The 18,340-nt window shown below is 53.4% G+C and carries 17 protein-coding genes and 1 pseudogene; 7 read left to right on the forward strand and 11 right to left on the reverse strand.

The genetic code is table 11. The features are described 5' to 3' along the window. Nucleotides 1-93: 93 nt before the first annotated feature. Complete coding sequence (locus tag L5220_RS05900; RefSeq protein ID WP_499572314.1) at nt 94-1,236, reverse strand: RNA-guided endonuclease InsQ/TnpB family protein; 1,143 nt, start codon at nt 1,234-1,236, stop codon at nt 94-96. A 79-nt stretch (nt 1,237-1,315) separates the two neighbouring features. Here L5220_RS05900 and tnpA point away from each other — a divergent pair, with 79 nt between their 5' ends. From tnpA to ribH, 4 genes are all read left to right on the forward strand, one after another. Then, nucleotides 1,316-1,723 (forward strand): IS200/IS605 family transposase, encoded by a 408-nt coding sequence (tnpA, locus tag L5220_RS05905; RefSeq protein ID WP_499572318.1) that lies wholly within the window; start codon nt 1,316-1,318, stop codon nt 1,721-1,723. Nucleotides 1,724-1,951: 228 nt separating this feature from the next. Beyond that, nucleotides 1,952-4,576, forward strand: a complete 2,625-nt coding sequence (gene clpB / locus L5220_RS05910) for an ATP-dependent chaperone ClpB (RefSeq protein ID WP_499572320.1) — start codon at nt 1,952-1,954, stop codon at nt 4,574-4,576. Between the two features lie 227 nt (nt 4,577-4,803). Next, complete coding sequence (locus tag L5220_RS05915) at nt 4,804-6,042, forward strand: endo-1,4-beta-xylanase (RefSeq protein WP_499572322.1); 1,239 nt, start codon at nt 4,804-4,806, stop codon at nt 6,040-6,042. Nucleotides 6,043-6,144: 102 nt separating this feature from the next. Continuing rightward, the gene (gene ribH, locus L5220_RS05920; RefSeq protein ID WP_499572324.1) at nt 6,145-6,708 is read left to right on the forward strand and encodes a 6,7-dimethyl-8-ribityllumazine synthase; all 564 of its coding nucleotides are present in this window, start codon (nt 6,145-6,147) and stop codon (nt 6,706-6,708) included. Nucleotides 6,709-6,900: 192 nt separating this feature from the next. Here ribH and L5220_RS05925 read toward each other — a convergent pair. From L5220_RS05925 to L5220_RS05965, 9 genes and pseudogenes are all read right to left on the reverse strand, one after another. Beyond that, nucleotides 6,901-7,321: pseudogene (locus tag L5220_RS05925) on the reverse strand (IS1 family transposase); the annotation flags it as partial. A gap of 48 nt (nt 7,322-7,369) precedes the next feature. Next, nucleotides 7,370-8,116 carry a precorrin-2 C(20)-methyltransferase gene (locus L5220_RS05930; protein ID WP_448515460.1) on the reverse strand — a complete coding sequence of 249 codons (747 nt, stop codon included), beginning with the start codon at nt 8,114-8,116 and terminating at the stop codon, nt 7,370-7,372. Beyond that, nucleotides 8,116-9,906, reverse strand: a complete 1,791-nt coding sequence (feoB, locus tag L5220_RS05935; protein ID WP_448515461.1) for a ferrous iron transport protein B — start codon at nt 9,904-9,906, stop codon at nt 8,116-8,118. The genes L5220_RS05930 and feoB overlap by 1 nt, the downstream gene beginning before the upstream one ends. Continuing rightward, entirely contained in the window at nt 9,903-12,794 is a 2,892-nt protein-coding gene (locus L5220_RS05940) for a GAF domain-containing protein (protein ID WP_499572327.1), read from the reverse strand. The genes feoB and L5220_RS05940 overlap by 4 nt, the downstream gene beginning before the upstream one ends. Before the next feature lie 34 nt (nt 12,795-12,828). Then, nucleotides 12,829-13,218 (reverse strand): DUF1818 family protein, encoded by a 390-nt coding sequence (locus L5220_RS05945; RefSeq protein WP_448513820.1) that lies wholly within the window; start codon nt 13,216-13,218, stop codon nt 12,829-12,831. Between the two features lies 1 nt (nt 13,219). Next, entirely contained in the window at nt 13,220-14,011 is a 792-nt protein-coding gene (locus L5220_RS05950) for an MlaE family lipid ABC transporter permease subunit (protein WP_448513819.1), read from the reverse strand. A 9-nt stretch (nt 14,012-14,020) separates the two neighbouring features. Then, entirely contained in the window at nt 14,021-14,572 is a 552-nt protein-coding gene (locus L5220_RS05955; protein WP_099798880.1) for a DUF3172 domain-containing protein, read from the reverse strand. A 71-nt stretch (nt 14,573-14,643) separates the two neighbouring features. Continuing rightward, nucleotides 14,644-14,889 (reverse strand): RNA-binding regulator, encoded by a 246-nt coding sequence (rbp, locus tag L5220_RS05960; protein ID WP_099798879.1) that lies wholly within the window; start codon nt 14,887-14,889, stop codon nt 14,644-14,646. A 354-nt stretch (nt 14,890-15,243) separates the two neighbouring features. Then, nucleotides 15,244-15,549, reverse strand: a complete 306-nt coding sequence (locus L5220_RS05965) for a DUF3155 domain-containing protein (RefSeq protein ID WP_499572330.1) — start codon at nt 15,547-15,549, stop codon at nt 15,244-15,246. 284 nt (nt 15,550-15,833) lie between these two features. Here L5220_RS05965 and L5220_RS05970 point away from each other — a divergent pair, with 284 nt between their 5' ends. The 3 genes from L5220_RS05970 (at nt 15,834) to L5220_RS05980 (ending at nt 18,036) form a co-directional block, all read left to right on the forward strand. Beyond that, the gene (locus tag L5220_RS05970; protein ID WP_099798877.1) at nt 15,834-16,007 is read left to right on the forward strand and encodes a hypothetical protein; all 174 of its coding nucleotides are present in this window, start codon (nt 15,834-15,836) and stop codon (nt 16,005-16,007) included. A gap of 14 nt (nt 16,008-16,021) precedes the next feature. Next, a complete protein-coding gene (locus L5220_RS05975; RefSeq protein ID WP_499572332.1) occupies nt 16,022-17,257 on the forward strand; it encodes an acetate/propionate family kinase in 1,236 nt (411 codons plus the stop codon). A gap of 434 nt (nt 17,258-17,691) precedes the next feature. Further along, the gene (locus tag L5220_RS05980; protein WP_157768334.1) at nt 17,692-18,036 is read left to right on the forward strand and encodes a hypothetical protein; all 345 of its coding nucleotides are present in this window, start codon (nt 17,692-17,694) and stop codon (nt 18,034-18,036) included. Between the two features lies 1 nt (nt 18,037). On the opposite strand, the gene L5220_RS05985 is transcribed toward L5220_RS05980, so the two are convergent. Then, nucleotides 18,038-18,160 (reverse strand): hypothetical protein, encoded by a 123-nt coding sequence (locus tag L5220_RS05985; RefSeq protein ID WP_448527268.1) that lies wholly within the window; start codon nt 18,158-18,160, stop codon nt 18,038-18,040. Nucleotides 18,161-18,340: the final 180 nt, after the last annotated feature.

Raw genomic sequence — 18,340 nt, forward strand, 5'->3', positions numbered from 1 at the left:
TCTTGCCCGGTTCCAGCAGCAGCTGCGTGATGCCTCTAAGGCTTGAGGTGGTGAACTGAACCCCGCCCTAGAAGGGCGAGGCTTCTACCCCGGTTAGGGGCTTAATTCCGGGTTCCCCGGTAAAAGACGAACCGCCTCTTGCAGGATATTCCATGCAGCGGTCACATCGCGAACATGCTGCCTGCCGCACGATGGGCACCTCCACTCTCGGTCACTGAGCGTCAAATTGTCGTTCAGTGACCCGCAATCCCAGCAAAGCTTGGTGGACGGGAACCAGCGCTCAATGAATTGAACGGCAGCTCCGTACCACTTGCCCTTATAGGTGATGTAAACGTGCAGCGCTCGGATAGCAGCATCCGAAACAGACTTGGCCAGGCAGTGATTCCTCAATATGCCTTGAATATTCAGCGTTTCCAGCCCCACCAGTTGGTTTTCCTGGGTGAGTTGGTAACTGATTTTGTGGGCTAGGTCAGCCCGCTTAAAGGCCACCCGCTCATAGGCGATGGCCAGCTTTTTCTTTACCTTCCGCCAGTTGTTACTCCCTTTTTGCTTAGCCGCCAAAACCTGTTGTAACCGCGAAATCCGTGCCTCCGCCTTGCGAAAGTAGCGGGGTGCCGTGACCTGGTACTTGACGAACCCTTTCTGGTTGACGCCAACTACTAAATCCTTCAGGCCGCTATCAACCCCCACCCTGTCTAGGGCGGGGTCGATCACCGGGTCGGGGACGTCCACCACACAGGAGAACGAAGCCCAGTACTTCCCGGACGGACTGCGCGAAATCACGATGTAGTTGACCTTATAGGGATAGCACTGTTTGTCGTGCTGCCCTAGGGGCCTGTGCCACACCACCTTGATGCCGCTGGCCAGTTTCGGAATGTGGAGCTTTCCCGCTTCGTCTACAAACCAGTTCTGGGGCACCTCAAAGCTGTTTTTAAGGTGCTTCTTTTTGAACACCGGAAACCCGCCAAGCCCTTTGCCCCATCGAGCAATAGCCGAGGCCAGATTATCTACGGCGCTTTGGAGTGACTGTGAATTGGGGTATGTCAGCCACGCAAATTGCCGCTTCAAGTCGGGCAGCATCACCTTGTACTGATTCTTATTGAACTGGCGCGTTTCCTTGAACAGCGCCAACATCCGGTTGTAGACAAACCGCACACAGCCAAAGTGGTGAGCAAAGCATTGCTCCTGTTCCTGATTCGGGTAGATGCGAAATTTGTAGGCTTTGTTAATCAGCATGACTGTAGTGCGTCCGTCCTAAAAACTATACTATAGGTGTGCAGTTACTGGCAATATGCAGGGCAAGGGTTTAACCGCTATGAGGCAAGATGATATACAGGTCAAGTCAACGCACCACGCCAAGTATCAATCAGGGCACCACTTTGTCTGGATACCCTTTAAGCGGCGCAAAATCTTTCGAGATGAGGCGATCATTGAGGCCACGAAGCGGTATATCCGAGAGGCGGCGGCGAACAATGACATTGAGATTGACCGCACCCTGATAGACCACGTTCACGTTTTTGCATCATTCCCGCCTAGAATGTCAGCGTCTCAAGTCGTAAACATCCTGAAAGGCTACAGTTCACGGCATCTTAGGATGGAGTTTCCCTGGCTGAAGCAGCTCTACCAGAAAGATCCGCTTTGGGCCAGGTCGTTTTATTGGGGAACCTGTGGCAATGTGTCGGCTCAAACCGTTAAGCGCTATATCGAGGAGTGCCAGGGTTGATCAACTCTGCCGCTTTGCAGCGGCGCGGGAACCATTCTGTATCCCCGACCTGAAGGAAGGGGGTTTATCTGGTTCCCGTGCCCTCCATTTTCTATAAACTACCCTTGAAGGTGGGCGTTAATCCTACCTTGGCAGTAGGGAAGTCCGAAACTGTCTGTAGCTTGGTCACATCTACAATACAAATAGTTAAAAACATTACCAGACCAGCACGGGTCAGGGGGTCTAGCCATGCAACCATCCAATCCAAATCTATTTACCGAGAAGGCATGGGCGGCGATCGCCCGCACACCAGATTTAGCCAAACAGGCTCAACAGCAAAATATTGAAAGTGAGCACTTGATGAAATCCTTGCTGGAGCAGGATGGCTTGGCAACGCAAATTTTTCAGAAAGCTGGTTGCTCTGTACAGCGGCTGCGGGATCTCACCGATGAGTTTATCAATCGTCAGCCCAAGATTGCGAATCCCAGTGGCGTCTATTTGGGGCAAAGTCTGGATAAGCTCCTAGATCGCGCTGACGAGGTGCGTAAACAATTTGGGGATGACTTTATCTCGATTGAGCATTTAGTCTTGGGGTTTACTCACGACGATCGCTTCGGCAAAAAGCTCTACCAGGATGTTGGCCTCACAGAACGAGGGCTACGAGAAACCATTCAGCAAATTCGCGGTACTCAAAAAGTGACGGATCAAAACCCAGAAGGAAAATACGCCTCCCTTGAAAAGTATGGCCGTGATCTGACGCTCCTTGCCCGCCAAGGCAAGCTGGATCCGGTGATTGGGCGTGATGATGAAATTCGGCGGGTGATTCAAATTCTCTCGCGGCGGACTAAAAATAATCCGGTTTTAATTGGCGAGCCGGGGGTGGGTAAAACTGCCATTGCCGAGGGCTTGGCTCAGCGTATTGTGGCAGGGGATGTTCCCGATTCCCTGCGCGATCGCCAACTCATTGCCTTGGATATGGGGGCGCTGATTGCCGGTGCCAAGTACCGCGGTGAGTTTGAAGAGCGCCTCAAAGCAGTGCTCAAAGAGGTAACCGAGTCCAACGGCCAGATTATTCTTTTTATTGATGAAATCCATACCGTTGTGGGAGCAGGGGCAACCCAAGGGGCGATGGATGCGGGCAACCTGCTCAAGCCGATGCTGGCGCGGGGGGAACTGCGCTGTATTGGTGCCACCACCCTTGATGAATACCGCAAATATATCGAGAAAGATGCAGCCTTAGAGCGGCGCTTTCAACAGGTCTATGTGGATCAGCCCAGCGTTGAAGATACGATCTCGATTTTGCGGGGTCTGAAAGAGCGCTACGAAATTCACCATGGGGTGAAAATTTCCGATACGGCTCTGGTGGCTGCGGCCACACTGTCAACCCGCTACATTAGCGATCGCTTCTTGCCGGACAAGGCCATCGACCTTGTGGATGAGGCAGCCGCCAAGCTGAAAATGGAGATTACCTCTAAACCTGAGGAGCTGGATGAAATTGACCGCAAAATTTTGCAGCTAGAAATGGAGCGGCTCTCGCTGCAAAAAGAAACCTCTGCCGCTTCTCGCGATCGCCTCGAAAAACTGGAGAAAGAACTTGCCGATCTCAAGGAAGAGCAAAGTCGCCTCAATGCCCAGTGGCAAGCGGAAAAAGAAGTCATTGATCGACTGCAAGCCATTAAGGAAGATATTGAAAAAGTCAACATTGAGATTCAGCAGGCCGAGCGCAACTATGACCTCAACCGCGCTGCAGAGCTGAAGTACGGCAAACTCACGGATCTGCAAAAACAACTGGCCGATACCGAAGCCAAGCTACAGCAGACCCAAGTCGGTGGGCGATCGCTGCTGCGGGATGAAGTCACCGAGGCAGACATTGCTGAAATCATCTCCAAGTGGACCGGCATTCCCATCAGCAAGCTGGTGGAATCAGAAGCGCAAAAACTGCTGCACCTAGAAGACGAACTCCACAAGCGAGTCATTGGCCAAGACGAGGCCGTTACCGCTGTGGCTGAAGCCATTCAACGCTCCCGGGCGGGTTTAGCCGACCCCAACCGTCCCATTGCTAGCTTTATTTTCCTCGGCCCAACGGGCGTGGGCAAAACCGAACTCGCTAAGACGTTGGCGGCCTTCATGTTTGACACCGAAGAGGCCATGGTACGCATTGACATGTCCGAGTACATGGAAAAACACGCCGTATCTCGCCTCATTGGTGCGCCTCCGGGCTATATCGGCTATGACGAAGGTGGGCAACTGACCGAGGCCATTCGCCGTCGTCCCTACGCTGTTGTTCTCTTTGATGAAATTGAAAAAGCCCATCCCGATGTGTTTAATGTTTTCCTGCAAATTCTTGATGATGGGCGGGTCACCGATGCCCAAGGGCGCACCGTCGATTTCAAAAACACGATCATTATCATGACCAGCAATATCGGCTCGCAATACATTCTGGATGTGGCCGGGGATGACAGCCGCTACAGTGAAATGTACAACCGCGTTATGGAGGCCATGCGCAACCACTTCCGCCCGGAATTTCTCAACCGCGTGGATGAGTTTATTATCTTCCATAGCCTCCGCAAAGAGCAGTTGCGGCAGATTGTGAAACTGCAAGTGCAGCGGCTGCAAGATCGCCTGAGCGATCGCCACATTACCCTCGCCCTCTCGGACAAAGCTATCGACTTCCTAGTCGAAGTGGGCTACGATCCCGTCTATGGTGCCCGTCCGCTGAAGCGGGCAGTGCAAAAACAACTGGAAACCCCTATAGCCAAAGGCATTCTCCGTGGCGATTTCTATGATGGGGATACAGTGACCGTTGAGGTGGGGGATAACGAGCGACTTATCTTCCAACGCCACGATGCTACGGCTGCCTTAGCCACATCGTAAGTCCCCCGGTAAGCGGCTGTTAAGATCAACTCCTTCAGGTTCCCTGCTAGGCTATGGCGATCGCTTGACCCCCAGAGAGTTTGAGCAACGCTACAGGGCGATGCCCCCCTGAAAAAAGCGGAACCCATTGAAGGAGTTGTCTATACAGGATCATCCGTCCGTGCTGCTCATAGCTCTTTTCCCATGGAAATTGCTACCGTTGAAGGGAAACGTTTTTTCGAGCAGCAATGTTAAAGCTCCTGCGCTATCTGCTGTTGCTGTGCTTGAGTGCTGGATTGGTGCTGGCCTGTGCCCGGCAATCAGCCACCTCTGCCACCGATGCTCTAACGGCACGCATCGAACAAATCCGGCAAGCTCCCCTCACCGTGGTTGTGGAAGATGCTCAAGGACGGGGGATTGCCAATGCCAGTATCATGCTGAGTCAGCAAACCCACACCTTTCCCTTTGGTGTTGCCTTAGATACAGCGATGTTTGCACCATCGCCACCTGCAGCAGCCAACTGGTACCGAGATACCGCCCGTCAGAATTTTAATGCCGCTGTTCATGAAAATGCCCTGAAGTGGTATGACCTTGAGCCAGAGCAGGGCAAGCTAGACTTTACGATGGCCGATCGCATCCTAGCTTGGAGTGAGGCGCAAGGTTGGCCCATGCGGGGGCACACCCTCTTTTGGGAAGTAGAACAGTTCAATCCAGCATGGCTCAAAACCCTAACTCCCGAGCAATTGCGCTCCGCAGTCAAGGCCCATGCCATCGCTGTTTGTCGTCACTACCGTGGGCGCATCAATGAGTTTGATGTTAATAACGAAATGCTTCACGGTAATTTTTTCCGCAGCCGCTTAGGAGATGGCATCGTTAAGGAGATGTTTGAGTGGTGCCACGAAGGCAACCCCAAAGCCGTGCTCTACGTGAACGACTACGGCATTATCGAAGGCGATCGCCTCGACGATTATGTTCAGCAGATTCGTACACTACTTAACCAAGGGGTACCCATTGGTGGCATTGGCATTCAAGCCCATTTAGAATACCCGCTCGATGCGGCTAAAATGCAGCGTGCCCTCGATACCTTAGCGCAATTTAACTTACCCCTAAAAATTACCGAAGTTAGCGTTAGCCTTGCGGATGAGGAGCAGCAGGCACAGACCCTACGGCAGATCTATCGTATTGCCTTTGCCCACCCTGCCGTCAAAGAAATTCTGCTCTGGGGGTTTTGGGAAGGCAACCATTGGCGACCCCAAGCCGCACTCTACCGCCGTGATTTTTCGCCCAAAAGCGCTGCCCGTACCTACCGCCAACTCCTCTTTCAGGACTGGTGGACAACGCTCAGCGGTAAAACCAACCAAGCAGGACACTGGCAAGGGCGAGGATACCTCGGGCGCTATCGCTTAACAGTAACCGCCAAAGGCAAAACCGCTAGCCAAGAGTTCGTCTTACCAGAGGGGGGAACAACACTTTCCCTTCGGTTATAAGCTGACTCCCTCAGTTGAAGATTGCCATCTAGGAGCGCCCAAGGGCACGTTATACTGAGGAGAGGCAACCGCCCTAATGCTTTATTGGCTGCAACCTCCCCTATGGCTGTTTTTGAAGGCACCTATCAAGTTCTTGGCTCACCACGGTTTGCCATTGTCATTTCCCGGTTTAATGACTTAATTACTACCAAGCTGTTGGACGGCTGCCAAGATTGCTTACGTCGCCATGGGGTTGATCCAAACCCCAAGGGAGTTCAAGTGGACTATGCTTGGGTACCCGGCAGCTTTGAAATTCCCCTTGTGGCTGCCCAAATGGCGGCGAGCCGTCGTTATGCGGCTGTAATCTGCCTCGGTGCGGTCATTCGTGGTCAAACCCCGCACTTTGACTATGTGGCCGCCGAAGTTACTAAAGGGATTGCCACGGCTGCGATGCAAACCGGCGTTCCCATTGTCTATGGCATCCTCACGACCGATACGATGCAGCAGGCGCTAGAGCGAGCAGGCATTAAAAGCAACAAAGGGTGGGAGTATGCCCTCAATGCCCTAGAAATGGCTAACCTTATCCAAGCATTACAAGTCCATGGCAGCATGGAGTCAGCCCAGTTGCGCCCCAGTGCTACCATAATTACCGAGGAGTCGTGGTCACCGCCCAGCACGACCTTATAACTTCATTACTACAAGATAGATTTGAGCCGCCCCCAAAGATGAAACGGCATTGCTGAATGAAGCTATGAATTACCCTCATCCCCAACCCTTCTCCCTAGGGAGAAGGGAGCTAAGAGTCTTGTTCCCTCTCCTTTGGGTGAGGGCGGCAAAAGATTCAAACTCAAAAATCATACGTCTATTCAGTAATGCCCAGAATGTTTCATGACGACGATCGCCTATGGCCCAGCCTAAAATTCCTTTTCTAAAGTGGTCAACGGCTCTCCACTGCCAGATTTTGTTTTTTTGAGCCGACAAACATTTCCAATTCATCAAGTTCTGCTACCTCAGGACTTTGTTCAGGGTCATTAGCATTCGGCAACCGTGTTCCCACAGATTTTACCCAATGAATGATAGTTGTGTGATGGACTCCCTTTAATCGCTCTATCGCTCTAAATCCCATTCCGTTCACCTAAGCGGTCAGGCATTCCTGTTTTGTCTGTTCATCATAGCCGTTTGGTCTGTCATAGTTTTGAATGAACTGCCGTCCACAGGTGACGCAAATATGATTTTGTTTCCCTTGTCTGTTCCGTCCATTCTTACGGATGTGGGTCGATTGACATTTGGGACACTGCATTCGTTACTTCTCTAATTCATATCTAAATTCATATCTCTAAATTCATATCTATATTATGCAATGCCCCATTTTTTGGTCAGACCGAAATGGGGAGGCATATTTCCACACCAGCAGCAGCGAAAAGTAGGGTAGCTCTAAGGCAGGCCAGCGAGTCAGAGGGTAATACACCTGTTGCTGGGGCGTTGTTGCCCAGATCACCACCGCCGCTTGCGCCAGCAGATTATGGGTCTGCAACCACTGCCACACTTGGGGATAGACCGCCCGTACTTTCATTAAGACAAGAACATCGGCCCATCCCCATGCTTGGGTGAGTTCATCTGCATGGTACATAGCAGGTAAAATAGCGAGGCGATCGCCGCCGCAGGTCAAGGGCAGCCCCAAGACCGCCGCTGCCGCTAAGGGCGAGCAAATTCCCGGAATAATTCCTAGGGGTACCGTGGGGTCAAGCTGCTGGACAGCGCTGCCAAGGTAGGTGAAGGTACTATAGAAGCTCACATCCCCTTCCGAGGCAAACACCACATCCAGTCCTTGCTGCAGGTAGTCATAGACACACTCAGCCGCAATGTGCCACGCTTGCTGCAACAGGTTCTCGTCCAAGACGTAGGGAAACTCAAGGGGGAGCCGTACCTGCTGTGGCTTCAGATGGGGGGCAATAATCTGCTCTGCCACCCCCATACGCCCTTGCACCCCTGCCGGAAAGGCCACCACCGGTGCTGCTTGCAGCCGCCGCCAGCCTTTGAGGGTAATTAACTCCGGATCGCCAGGGCCGACACCAACGCCCCACAGGGTGGCCACTATCCCCACCCCCACCAATGTCCCAGTTGATACACACTACCGCTGACCAGCCACGCGATGCCAAGGGCATAGACGGTCGCAAACACAGTAAATTGCCACTGCTTCGACTCGCTCCACAGGGTCGCCAGCGTACTTAAGCAGGGGGTATAAAGCAACGTAAACACCATAAAACTATAGGCCTGTAGGGGCGTGAGATCTCGGGCGATCGCCTGCTGTAGCTCACTGCCAGGTAACTGGTAAATGACGGCCAACGCACCAATGACAATCTCCTTGGCCACGAACCCCACGATCAAGGCAATGGTCAACGGTGGCGTAATACCCACGGGAGCTAGTAGCGGCTGTAGAGCCAGACCCAATTGACCTGCCCAAGTTTCGGCACTGGCCGGGGCAGCACTGAGGGGCAAATGGGTGAGTGCCCACACCACCAGTACTCCCGCCATAATAAATCCACTGGCGCGCGCCAAGAAATGCCGCACCTCCCCCCATGCCCGCCACCCCACTTGGGCCAGGGTTGGCCAACGATAGGGGGGCAACTCCAAAAGAAAGGGATCCGTATTGGGAAAATACCCTTGGGCGCACAGGGCGGTGAGCAGGGCAACCACCACACTCCAACCGTACAGAGACAGGAGCACTACCGCTCCCCACTGGGGGGGAAATAAACAGGCAATGAGAAAGACAAACACCTGCAGCCGTGCCGAGCACAGGGAGAAGGGAATCACCAGCATGGTCAGCAGCCGCAGCCCTGGTGAGCGGATGACGCGCGTGGCCATCAAGGCGGGGACGTTGCAGCCAAACCCCATGAGGCTGAGCACAAAACTGCGGCCATCTAGTCCTAATCGCGCCATGAGACCATCCATTAAGTACGCGGCTCGCGCTAGGTAGCCACTGTCCTCAATGATGGCCATGGCAATAAAAAAAATTGTTACTAAAGGCACAAAGGACGCAACGGTGGTGATGCCCCCATACAGCCCCTCGACCACCATGCTCTGCCACAAGGGTGGCCACGGCGCTACGAGGGGGCTGAGCACGGTGGCTTGCAACTGCTCAAAACCATCGCTGAGCCAACCCTGTACCCCTAGCCCAAGACTCCACACCCCTTGAAAGACAAGGTACAGTCCCACGAAAAACAGGGGCAGCCCCCACAGGGGGTGCAACAGCCAGCGATCGAGCCGCTGCGTCAGGGTTTGTTGGGGCAAACTGGGCCAGGTGACAGCTCCTTTGAGGAACGGTGCGACTGCCTCAGGGGGAATATCGGGTAGCACAGGCTCTTGCAGAGGCTGTGAGGGGATGGGGGCGTGCTGCAGGGCATGGCTGAGGGTGTGGTAGGCCTCTAGATAGCCACCGCCATACTTGGCACTCAGGGCAACCACGGGTACACCGAGGCGATCGCCCAAGGCTTGGGTGTTTATCTCAATTCCCAATCGTCGCGCTTCATCCACCATATTCAACAAAACGACCGTTGGAATTCTCCACGCTTTGACTTGCAGCACCAACCGTAACTGATGCTGAATTTGGCTGGCATTGAGAATCACCAGAATTAACCGCACCGGCACTTGGGCAAGAAACTGCCGCACAATAGTTTCATCGGCAGCGGTTCCCGCCAGATCGTAGATGCCGGGTAAATCCACGAGGGTGACGCTTTCGCCGTTGAGGGTCACGGTGGCCTGAGCCATATCCACGGTGATGCCCGGCCAGTTGCCCACCCGGGCACGGGCAGCAGCAATGCGGTTAAAGAAGGTGGATTTACCGGTATTGGGTAGCCCCAGTAAGGCAATGGTGCTGGGGGTCATTGGGGGGAGCGCGGTTGGGACAATTGTTGCAGTTCAAAGGTGCCACTATCGCCATTGTTGAGGGGAATCACTAAGCGGCTGAGGACACGGCCATCCTCTAGTTTGTACATATCGAGGGTATAGCCGAGTCGCTGGCAGAGGGCAAAGCAGACTTTGAGGTGGCGACCGGGGGGGTGATCTAAGCTGGACGGTGCCAGCCAATCTAAATGATCGAGGTGGTGCAGATCAATGAGCAAGCGTGGGTCGATGTCGCCATTATCGGTAATCGACAGCTCGAGCCATGCAAGGGCTTTGCCTCCCTGCCCTATTCCTTCGAGTTGCTGACACCAGAGATCCACCCGTCCTTGGGAGGGCGATCGCTGGCAGGCAAATAAAAGTAACTCGTAAAGGATTAGCTCTAGCTTGCTAATATCGCCGCTGAGGGTGAGCACAGGTTGGTTGTGCACCTGAATCCAGAGGTCTTTCTTTTGTTTCCAGTGTTCAATGCGGTCGAGGGTGCGCTTGAGAATAACTGCCAAACCAGCACTGTCAACGGACTTTTCAAGTTGCCATATTTCCTTCGTCAGTAGGGGATGCAGGGATTCCAGTTGACTCTGGAGTAAACTCCCGAGGCGGCGCAGCTGCGGATCTGCCTGCTCGGGGTGTTGTTGCAACCACTGGTTAAATTGGTTGCAGGTACTGGCCAGTTGGCCGTAGGCGTGCTCGACTCGCCGATGTTTGTACCAGTTTAGGTTTTCTAGGGTTTGCCAACCCTGGGTGAGCACCTGCACTAAGCAAATGCTGCGGTGTGCCCAAGCCATGTGGTTTACTAGGGTAATCAATGACTCTAGGTGTAGGGTTGACCAGAGACGCTGGGGGCGATCGGCAATGATTAATACTCCTGAAGGCTCGTACTCAGGATCTGTTCGCAGGGCGATCGCCAACACTTGGCCAATATCTGGCCCACAAAGCCATTCGCGGGTACGGGGGTCAAGTGCTGCTGCGGTGGTTTGAATTAACCACGCGTGGGGATTGGTACTCAGATCGGCTTGGGAGGCCATGAGGGCGCTGTGGATGAGGGGGTCTTCGTAGATGGCAACTTCCGCCTCATTCCGGATGGCAAACTTCGGGTGACCCGGAGGTGGCGCAACAATCCAGCCAGTTGTCTGACCCGGAGGCCACGTAACCAAGGCCACTAGGGGCACCTGCATTAAGTTCATGATGTGTTGCAGACCCGCTAATTCTGCACGCTCCAGATTTTGGGTGCGCTGTAGTGCCGCTAGTCCTGCCAACATTGCCGAGCGCACCTGCTCTTGCTGGCTGTTGGTTGTTTGCAGTTGCCATTGATGACTGAGGAGGCCAAGGGCACGGGCAACGTCTTGCAAAAGGGTTTGTTGCGATCGCCCCCATAGGGTTGGCTCGCTGCGACCCACCAAGAGCACGGCTTCTAGGGAATGCCCCGGTGTGGTGGTGGCCACCATCAAGGATTTGATATTCAGTTTGCTGAGGGCATCTTTCCACGAGAACAATCGCAGTTCGTTGGTATAGTCCTCGAGGGCGATCGCGGTGGTTGCGGTTTCCAGTAATTGCCAATCCATTTTTTGCAGGGGTGGCAAGGGTGGATGGCGATCGCGCCCTCGCGGTGCCGGATGCTGAAGCAGCACATCAAAGGTTTGACTGAGGGAATTGTAGCTGAGCAAAAATACCCACTGGGCTGCAAATTCTGCTGCCAGCCTCTCCCCCGCCTGTTGTAGCACTCGTTTCCAGTCCTGTTCATCACAGATTGCTTGGGTGAGATCGCTCAGTAGGCTTTGCGCTTGCTGCGTTTGCCCCAGCATCTGCTCGGCACGCTCTACGGGGGCGGCCAAGGCCAATAGATCTGCTGCGACTCGCAATAGTCTCCTTTCGTTGTCATTCCATGGATAGGGTTCCGCTTTCTCAAGGGTCAGGAACCCCATCACCTCGGTGCCCATGAGAATGGGAGTAGCCACTAAGGCACGGCAGTTCAGCATCTGCATCAGGCGCAGCGGAGCCGTACTGCTGACCACGCTTTGCATGTCACTGACACTTACGGTTTGCCCCCCCGCCAAGGCAGCATAACATCCCCCCAATTCTTGCTGGGTAATCGCCAAGGGTTGACGCTGGCTCTCGCGCCCCATAGGCTTACCGAGGGTGTAACTGCGGCGACGGTAGAGGGGCTGCTCTAAGTCACGCCAAAACAAACTCGTGCGCTGGGGTTGGCAGAACTGATGCAAGGCCAACAGCAGTGCTTCAATACGCTGGCCAAGGGTGTTGGCACGGCTGGCCTCCTGTAGTAAATGGTGGATGGGGTCATCGTGACCCACTACGGGTACGCTGGCCTGAGGGGGGTCACTGCTGGGCTTGGTGGCCGTTAGCCGTTCAACTTCAGCCCCAAGGACGCTCATCAAGAGAGTCATGTGGGCAAGGTCATCTCCCCGTAGCGTTTCGCCCCACGTAGTTGAGCCTAGCATCAGCACCCCAAGGGGGTGGCGATGCCGCACAATCGGATAAATCACAGCACCTTGAATCCCCAGCCGCACTGCCGCATCGCGCCACTCGCCAAGGCGGGGTTCCTCTTTGAGGCTGGGTAAGCTAATGGGCTTACGTTGCATGAGGACTTGGTCTAAAAGGCTACCCGGGACTAGCGGTATTTTTTGCTTGAGCAGCCCTACCTCGCCCACAGGGGTGATGCCCCCCTGTCCAATCAATTGTTTGCCACGGTCGTTGTAGATCGCCAACCAGACAAAGGCCATCCCCAGAGCGTCAGTGCTATAGCTAATGAGGGGGGGCAATAGTCCCACCAGTTGCTCCTGCTGTTGCAGTTGCTTTGTGGTGTTCACCAACGCAGCAAGGGCAGGTGTCACCTTGGGAGGCTTGGCAGAGGTCATAGGGGCGACAGCAACTAAAACAATTGATTTTATTCTAGCTTTGAGCGTTGGGGCACTTGAGGGTTGCAGCCAACTCAGCGCACGCCAGCAGGAAATCCGCTGATACCGGCGCAGGCCATTCCCCTTCAGCCCGCCGCCCCTGAAGCACAATCAGGTGTAAGCCGTAGGCATGGGGGTAGCCGTCAAGCTCTAGGTAGATCTGGTCATTGCTAGCGGTGAGGGCGATCGCCTCATCGGGCATCAGTTCACTGCTCATCCCCTGTAACTGCTGCGTCAGTTGAGCCAGTAGCGCAGTAAAGGCTTGGAATTCGGCGGCGGTAAGTTCAACCGCCCAGTGGTTACTCCCCACCAGCGCTGGGAATGCATTAGACTCGCTGCGCCAGCCAACACGCCACCCCTGACCCGTCCGTAAGTCTTGTGCCATCCTAGACAGCCGGAATCAAATTACTCTCTCCGCCAAATAGTGCCCACGAGAGAAAGAAATTTAGGATAAAGATCGCGAGCAATGACATCACCACTGCTGCGGTGGTGGATTGTCCCACCCCTTTTGCCCCCCCTGTCGTGGTCAGCCCCCAGTTACAGCCAATGATGGCCACAACAGCGCCAAAAATTCCAGATTTAATAATAGAACTCCAAATATCCCATGATTGTAGAAAGTTTTGAATAGACTCGATGTAAACGCTGCGGGGAATGCCGTAGAGATAATCGGCAATGATCATCCCGCCCCATAGGCCAGTTACCAAGGAAAGAATATTCAAAATCGGCAACATCAGCAGGCAGGCAATAAAACGCGGAACCACGAGGTAGTCCACCGGATCCGTGCCCAGCATATGGAGGGCATCGATTTGCTCCGTCACCTTCATGGTGCCAATTTCCGCAGCAAAGGCAGACCCTACGCGACCCGCCAACACAACCGCTGTTAATACGGGGCCCAGTTCGCGGGTGAGGGCGATCGCCAGTACCCCGCCAACCGCTGAGGTAGCACCAAAGGTAATAAACTCCCGCGCCACCTGAATGGTGAACACCATCCCCACAAAGGCTGCGGTAATGAGGGCAACCCCCACCGATTCTGGCCCCACCAACGCCATTTGATTCATGCAATTACGAAAGGAAATGCGACCTTTCAGCAGATGGAAGGTAACTTTCCCCGCCAACATAAAAGCAGAGCCAAAGCGTTGAGTCCCCTGATTAAGCCGCCAGCGAGGCCGTTTCCGCATACCTCTCCTCTAAAAATTATTGGTGTCTGCTGAGCCACTACTGAGCCCCGATAATTTCAAGAAGAGATTCTTATCGGTATTACTTTGATAGACACAGCTAATGTCGGGGTTACCTTCGAGGTTACCGACATAGCCAAAGGTATTGAGTCGCTGCCGACAGGTGCGTAACTGCTCGCCCGTAATGAGTTTGCGTTGCTCCAGCAGTGCAACGTTGTTGGCTCGGATCACGCAGCCCGGCTGCATCAGAGGCTGGGACACAAACACAGAGAAGGGGTTAAAGGTAACAAAAATACGGGTGTCAACGGCAATGGCACTCGCGCCAAACTGAACGCAAATATCGGGGTTAGGTGCTGCCTGATCAATAAACTGGGTAGAGGCTACATTATCGGGGTTGAGGGTGGTGGTTTTACTAAAGGTGACACCAACACCAACACCAATAATAAACACTCCTCCCAAGACCGCGAGGGTACGGGAGTTAAATTTGGACTCCGTTTCCGATACTCGACTGGGCTGAGGGCGAGCACGGGAGGGCGATCGCGGCGGGGGAGAACGTCGGGGCATAGCAAAACAAGCGAAACTCAACAGCACTTCCCTACCAGTATGCCCTTAGGATGAGAGATTTGGATGGCGTCTTACTGCTTTGGCTTCGCCTTATTCACTTTGAGCACGCGTCCTAGCCATGTTGCGCCATCGAGATCATCAATTGCTGCCGTTTCCTGACTTTCATCCACTAGCTCTACGAAGGCAAAACCACGACGTTTGCCTGTTTCACGATCCACCGGCAACACAATCCGGCGAATTTCGCCATACTTTTCAAACACTTCGCGCAGATTTTCCTCGGTCGCGTCATAGGAGAGGTTGCCAATGTACAGTGTCATAACCCGAACTCAGAAGCAATTTGAGTTCATCATAGCCTTTAGACTCCATTTATCCATGCGATCCACGCTACAGAATCCTATGAATTGCAACGAAAGTTAACGATGGTTGCCCTAGGAATCAAAAAGGTTAAAAAGAAATTAATACCTAGCGGCGTCAGTACCTAGGGAGCGTGGGGGTTGCGATCGCCTGCCACCGCTGACGCTATGAACACGTTGGCCGATCCCCCGACTTAAAAAAACTACGTTGAACATTGCCTGCTGAACGCGGTTGGGAATCCCTTAAAAAAGAGCGAGCCAGAGAGGTGCCCTAGCTCGTTGTTCTCAGAAATAATCTTTTGTTAAAAACCACAGCCGCTAGCGTGCTGTGGTTGCCATTTTTTCTTCAGCTAATTCCCGCAAGCTGGGAAATAAAAAATGATTCTCTTCAACGTACTGCGCACCAAACAACCCTTTTTCTGCCCAGAAATAGCGATCGGTTGTATGCTCATTACGCTTGACAAGGAGTAAGGCAGGTGGCGCGATCCCCTTAGCCTGAATGAATTTCCGAGCCGCGGTCACTGGTTTATCTTCGCCACTCTCAATGCTATATTGAGGTACGCACTCAAGGATCCTGCGCCCTTCAAGACGACGCCGACTCTTCCGCTTCCGTCTTCTGGCCAAGTTGCCCTACCTCCTTTTTGCTATAAGGACTGTTGCCGGGTTTACAAAAGTCGCCCTTCAGTATATCCGGTATATTTTAGAATTTCAACTTTCCTTAATTTATCGAAACACGATTTACTTTAAATACGATGATCCCCTATGCTAGGGTCACCAGACTTTATGATCCCACTCCCTGAAGTATAGGAAATTGTGACACTTCACAAAGTGGCTACAGGTCGTTGTCTGCCAATCCGGTAGGCTAACCTAGAAGGCAACTGAGCACGTGCCCTAAGAGTTCGAAGCCTATGATGATTCAACGGTTAGTCCGCCGTGTGCTGGAAACACAGGTGTTGACCTCAGCTATTGAAAACCAAATTTCCCAACTGCTCTGGAAGCGGGAATACGATGGTGAGGATATCATTGCCTTAGCTGAGCTGTTGGATGCCCTCGATAACCAGCAAATTCAAACGCAGCAGTAATTAAGGCACCTCCGGTGACACGTTTTCCAACGACGATACTGGTACTAAATGCTGGCTCCAGTAGCCTGAAGGTTTGCTTGTATCAACTGGAGGCCGAGCCAGACACTGTGCCCCCGCCCTGTTGGCACGCTCTGTTGGATTGGGGAGAAGACCCAACAACAGCAAAGCTCAAGGTCAAGACTTCGCACCAACAGTACCAGAGCATCCTCACCCATCCTCAAGGGGCGATCGCTGGGTTGCCCACTTGGGTAAAGGCTCTCCTAGCGACTCTCACCGAGGGACAGACCGCTGTTGTGCAGACCCTAGATGATATTTGCATGATTGGGCATCGAGTGGTACATGGCGGTTCGCGCTATCAGGCCCCTGTACAGGTTGATGCTGCTGTTAAAGCGGCGATCGCTGAATTTAGTGAGTATGCTCCTTTGCACAATCCCGCAAATCTGGCAGGCATCGAGGTGATGGAGCAACTCTGCCCACAGATTCCGCAAGTGGCCGTGTTCGATACAGCGTTCCATGCTCACCTGCCAAGGGTGGCGCGAACCTATCCTATCCCCCAAGAATTGAGCGCAGCAGGTATTCAGCGTTATGGTTTCCATGGCATTAGCCATCAGTACGTCAGTGAACGTGCCGCTCCACTGCTAGAGCTGCCCCCGACAGTATTACGGTTAATTACCTGTCACTTGGGCAATGGCTGCTCGTTGGCGGCGGTTAAAGGAGGCCAGTGTGTTGAGACGACCATGGGCTTTACTCCTGCTGCGGGGGTGATGATGGGCACTCGCTGTGGTGATATTGATCCGGGGATTTTGCTGTATTTGCTGCGCCGTGGCTACAGCGTGGATCAGTTAGATCAACTGGTCAATCGGCAGTCGGGACTGTTGGGGGTTTCCGGCATTAGTAATGATTTACGTCAAATTTTGGCAGCCATCGATCAGGGAGTAGCAGCAGCACAGCTTGCCTACGATTGCTTTATCTATTCGCTACAGCGGGGCATTGCTAGCTTAATCCCGCCTTTGGGAGGGGTGGATGCACTGGTGTTTACAGCGGGAATTGGTGAAAACGCGCCATCGGTGCGGGCTGATGTGTGCCACGGTCTGGGGTGGCTAGGGGTGCACCTCAACCCTGTGGCGAATGAACAACACCATGGCGATCGCGACATTGCCAGCGCTACCTCTAGGGTTCGAGTGCTTGTCCTACAGACCCAGGAAGATTGGGCGATCGCCCGTGCCTGCCTAAAAGTCTTAGCCGCTTAACGACACCTTTAGCGGGTCACGTATGCCGTAACCAGCAAACACCTGTCTATTGAGTGCTTGAGGTTGGGCAGCCTATCGTTATACACCCCTAGGCACGTTGTCAGCTACGCCAGCAACCAGTCTGCTGAGCGGTAGCACCGCCCATTGATGGCATGGACGACTGTCCTAGGACAGCAATAGGTCAATGTTGATGTCCTTAAGGAAGTATCAAGATTCATCGATAAACCTTGACGCTATCGGGAACTCGTTCGTACAATGCGGGTAATTATTCACTTCTCGTTCATGCAATTTTCAGTATTCAAGTTCTAGAATCCTGAGTTCGTTCTAAGGACACTTGGTTTGAATGACTGGGATTGCTTTTTTTGTGGGGCGTCAAGAAATTGTTCAACACGCCTAAATACCGTGGTTTGGATTGATTAAACAGGAGTAAAGCTGTGTTTAATATGCGTCGTGCCGCTGTGGTTGCCCTTGCTGCAACAGCAACTTGTGCAACTGTGATGTTAGCTCCCGCCGAAGCCCGTGAGGTCAAGGCTGTGCGGGGAATTGTTACCAATATTGATGGCGATAATGTCACTCTACGCCAGCCGTGGGGAGAAGAAATTGTGGTGGTGTTTGATCGCAAACATCGCCAGCGCCCTTTTCGGGCTGAAATTGTTGAGGGTATGGATATTGCCGTGATTCTCAAGCCTAAGGCCAGCGTCCCAACGGCCAAAATCATTTGTGCCGCTATTGTGCCTGCCCCTCCCTACGTAGCCGTCACCCCGATTCAAGTCCCCTAAGTCACCGCGCCACCTCCAGCTCGCATCCCTGCTGCTGCTCCACCGCCACCGCCTGCTCGGATTCTGTACTAGGCGCGTAACCAACGGTAGCTTTTTGGGTGTTGCTGAGTGTGGCTGCCCTCATCCCCAACCCTTCTCCTTGGGGAGAAGGGCGCTAAGAGTCTTGTTCCCTCTCCTTTGGGAAAGGGCTAGGGTGAGGGCGGCAAAAGACTCACACCCGAACATCATACTTCCATTCGGCAACGCCGCTTTTTGCTATTTAGCAAATGCACAATGTGGGGTACAAGGGCATAGCTTCAGTGGT

The sequence above is a fragment of the Synechococcus sp. PCC 6716 genome (genome assembly GCF_022570815.1).
GTDB lineage: Bacteria > Cyanobacteriota > Cyanobacteriia > Thermosynechococcales > Thermosynechococcaceae > Thermosynechococcus > Thermosynechococcus lividus.

Coding starts and splice junctions, on each gene's coding strand:
- rbp (WP_099798879.1), bottom strand. CDS start 14,889: ATGACACTGTACATTGGCAACCTCTCCTATGACGCGACCGAGGAAAAT.
- feoB (WP_448515461.1), bottom strand. CDS start 9,906: ATGACCCCCAGCACCATTGCCTTACTGGGGCTACCCAATACCGGTAAA.
- tnpA (WP_499572318.1), top strand. CDS start 1,316: ATGAGGCAAGATGATATACAGGTCAAGTCAACGCACCACGCCAAGTAT.
- L5220_RS05945 (WP_448513820.1), bottom strand. CDS start 13,218: ATGGCACAAGACTTACGGACGGGTCAGGGGTGGCGTGTTGGCTGGCGC.
- L5220_RS05940 (WP_499572327.1), bottom strand. CDS start 12,794: ATGACCTCTGCCAAGCCTCCCAAGGTGACACCTGCCCTTGCTGCGTTG.
- ribH (WP_499572324.1), top strand. CDS start 6,145: ATGGCTGTTTTTGAAGGCACCTATCAAGTTCTTGGCTCACCACGGTTT.
- L5220_RS05915 (WP_499572322.1), top strand. CDS start 4,804: ATGTTAAAGCTCCTGCGCTATCTGCTGTTGCTGTGCTTGAGTGCTGGA.
- clpB (WP_499572320.1), top strand. CDS start 1,952: ATGCAACCATCCAATCCAAATCTATTTACCGAGAAGGCATGGGCGGCG.
- L5220_RS05955 (WP_099798880.1), bottom strand. CDS start 14,572: ATGCCCCGACGTTCTCCCCCGCCGCGATCGCCCTCCCGTGCTCGCCCT.
- L5220_RS05970 (WP_099798877.1), top strand. CDS start 15,834: ATGATGATTCAACGGTTAGTCCGCCGTGTGCTGGAAACACAGGTGTTG.
- L5220_RS05950 (WP_448513819.1), bottom strand. CDS start 14,011: ATGCGGAAACGGCCTCGCTGGCGGCTTAATCAGGGGACTCAACGCTTT.
- L5220_RS05900 (WP_499572314.1), bottom strand. CDS start 1,236: ATGCTGATTAACAAAGCCTACAAATTTCGCATCTACCCGAATCAGGAA.
- L5220_RS05985 (WP_448527268.1), bottom strand. CDS start 18,160: ATGAGGGCAGCCACACTCAGCAACACCCAAAAAGCTACCGTTGGTTAC.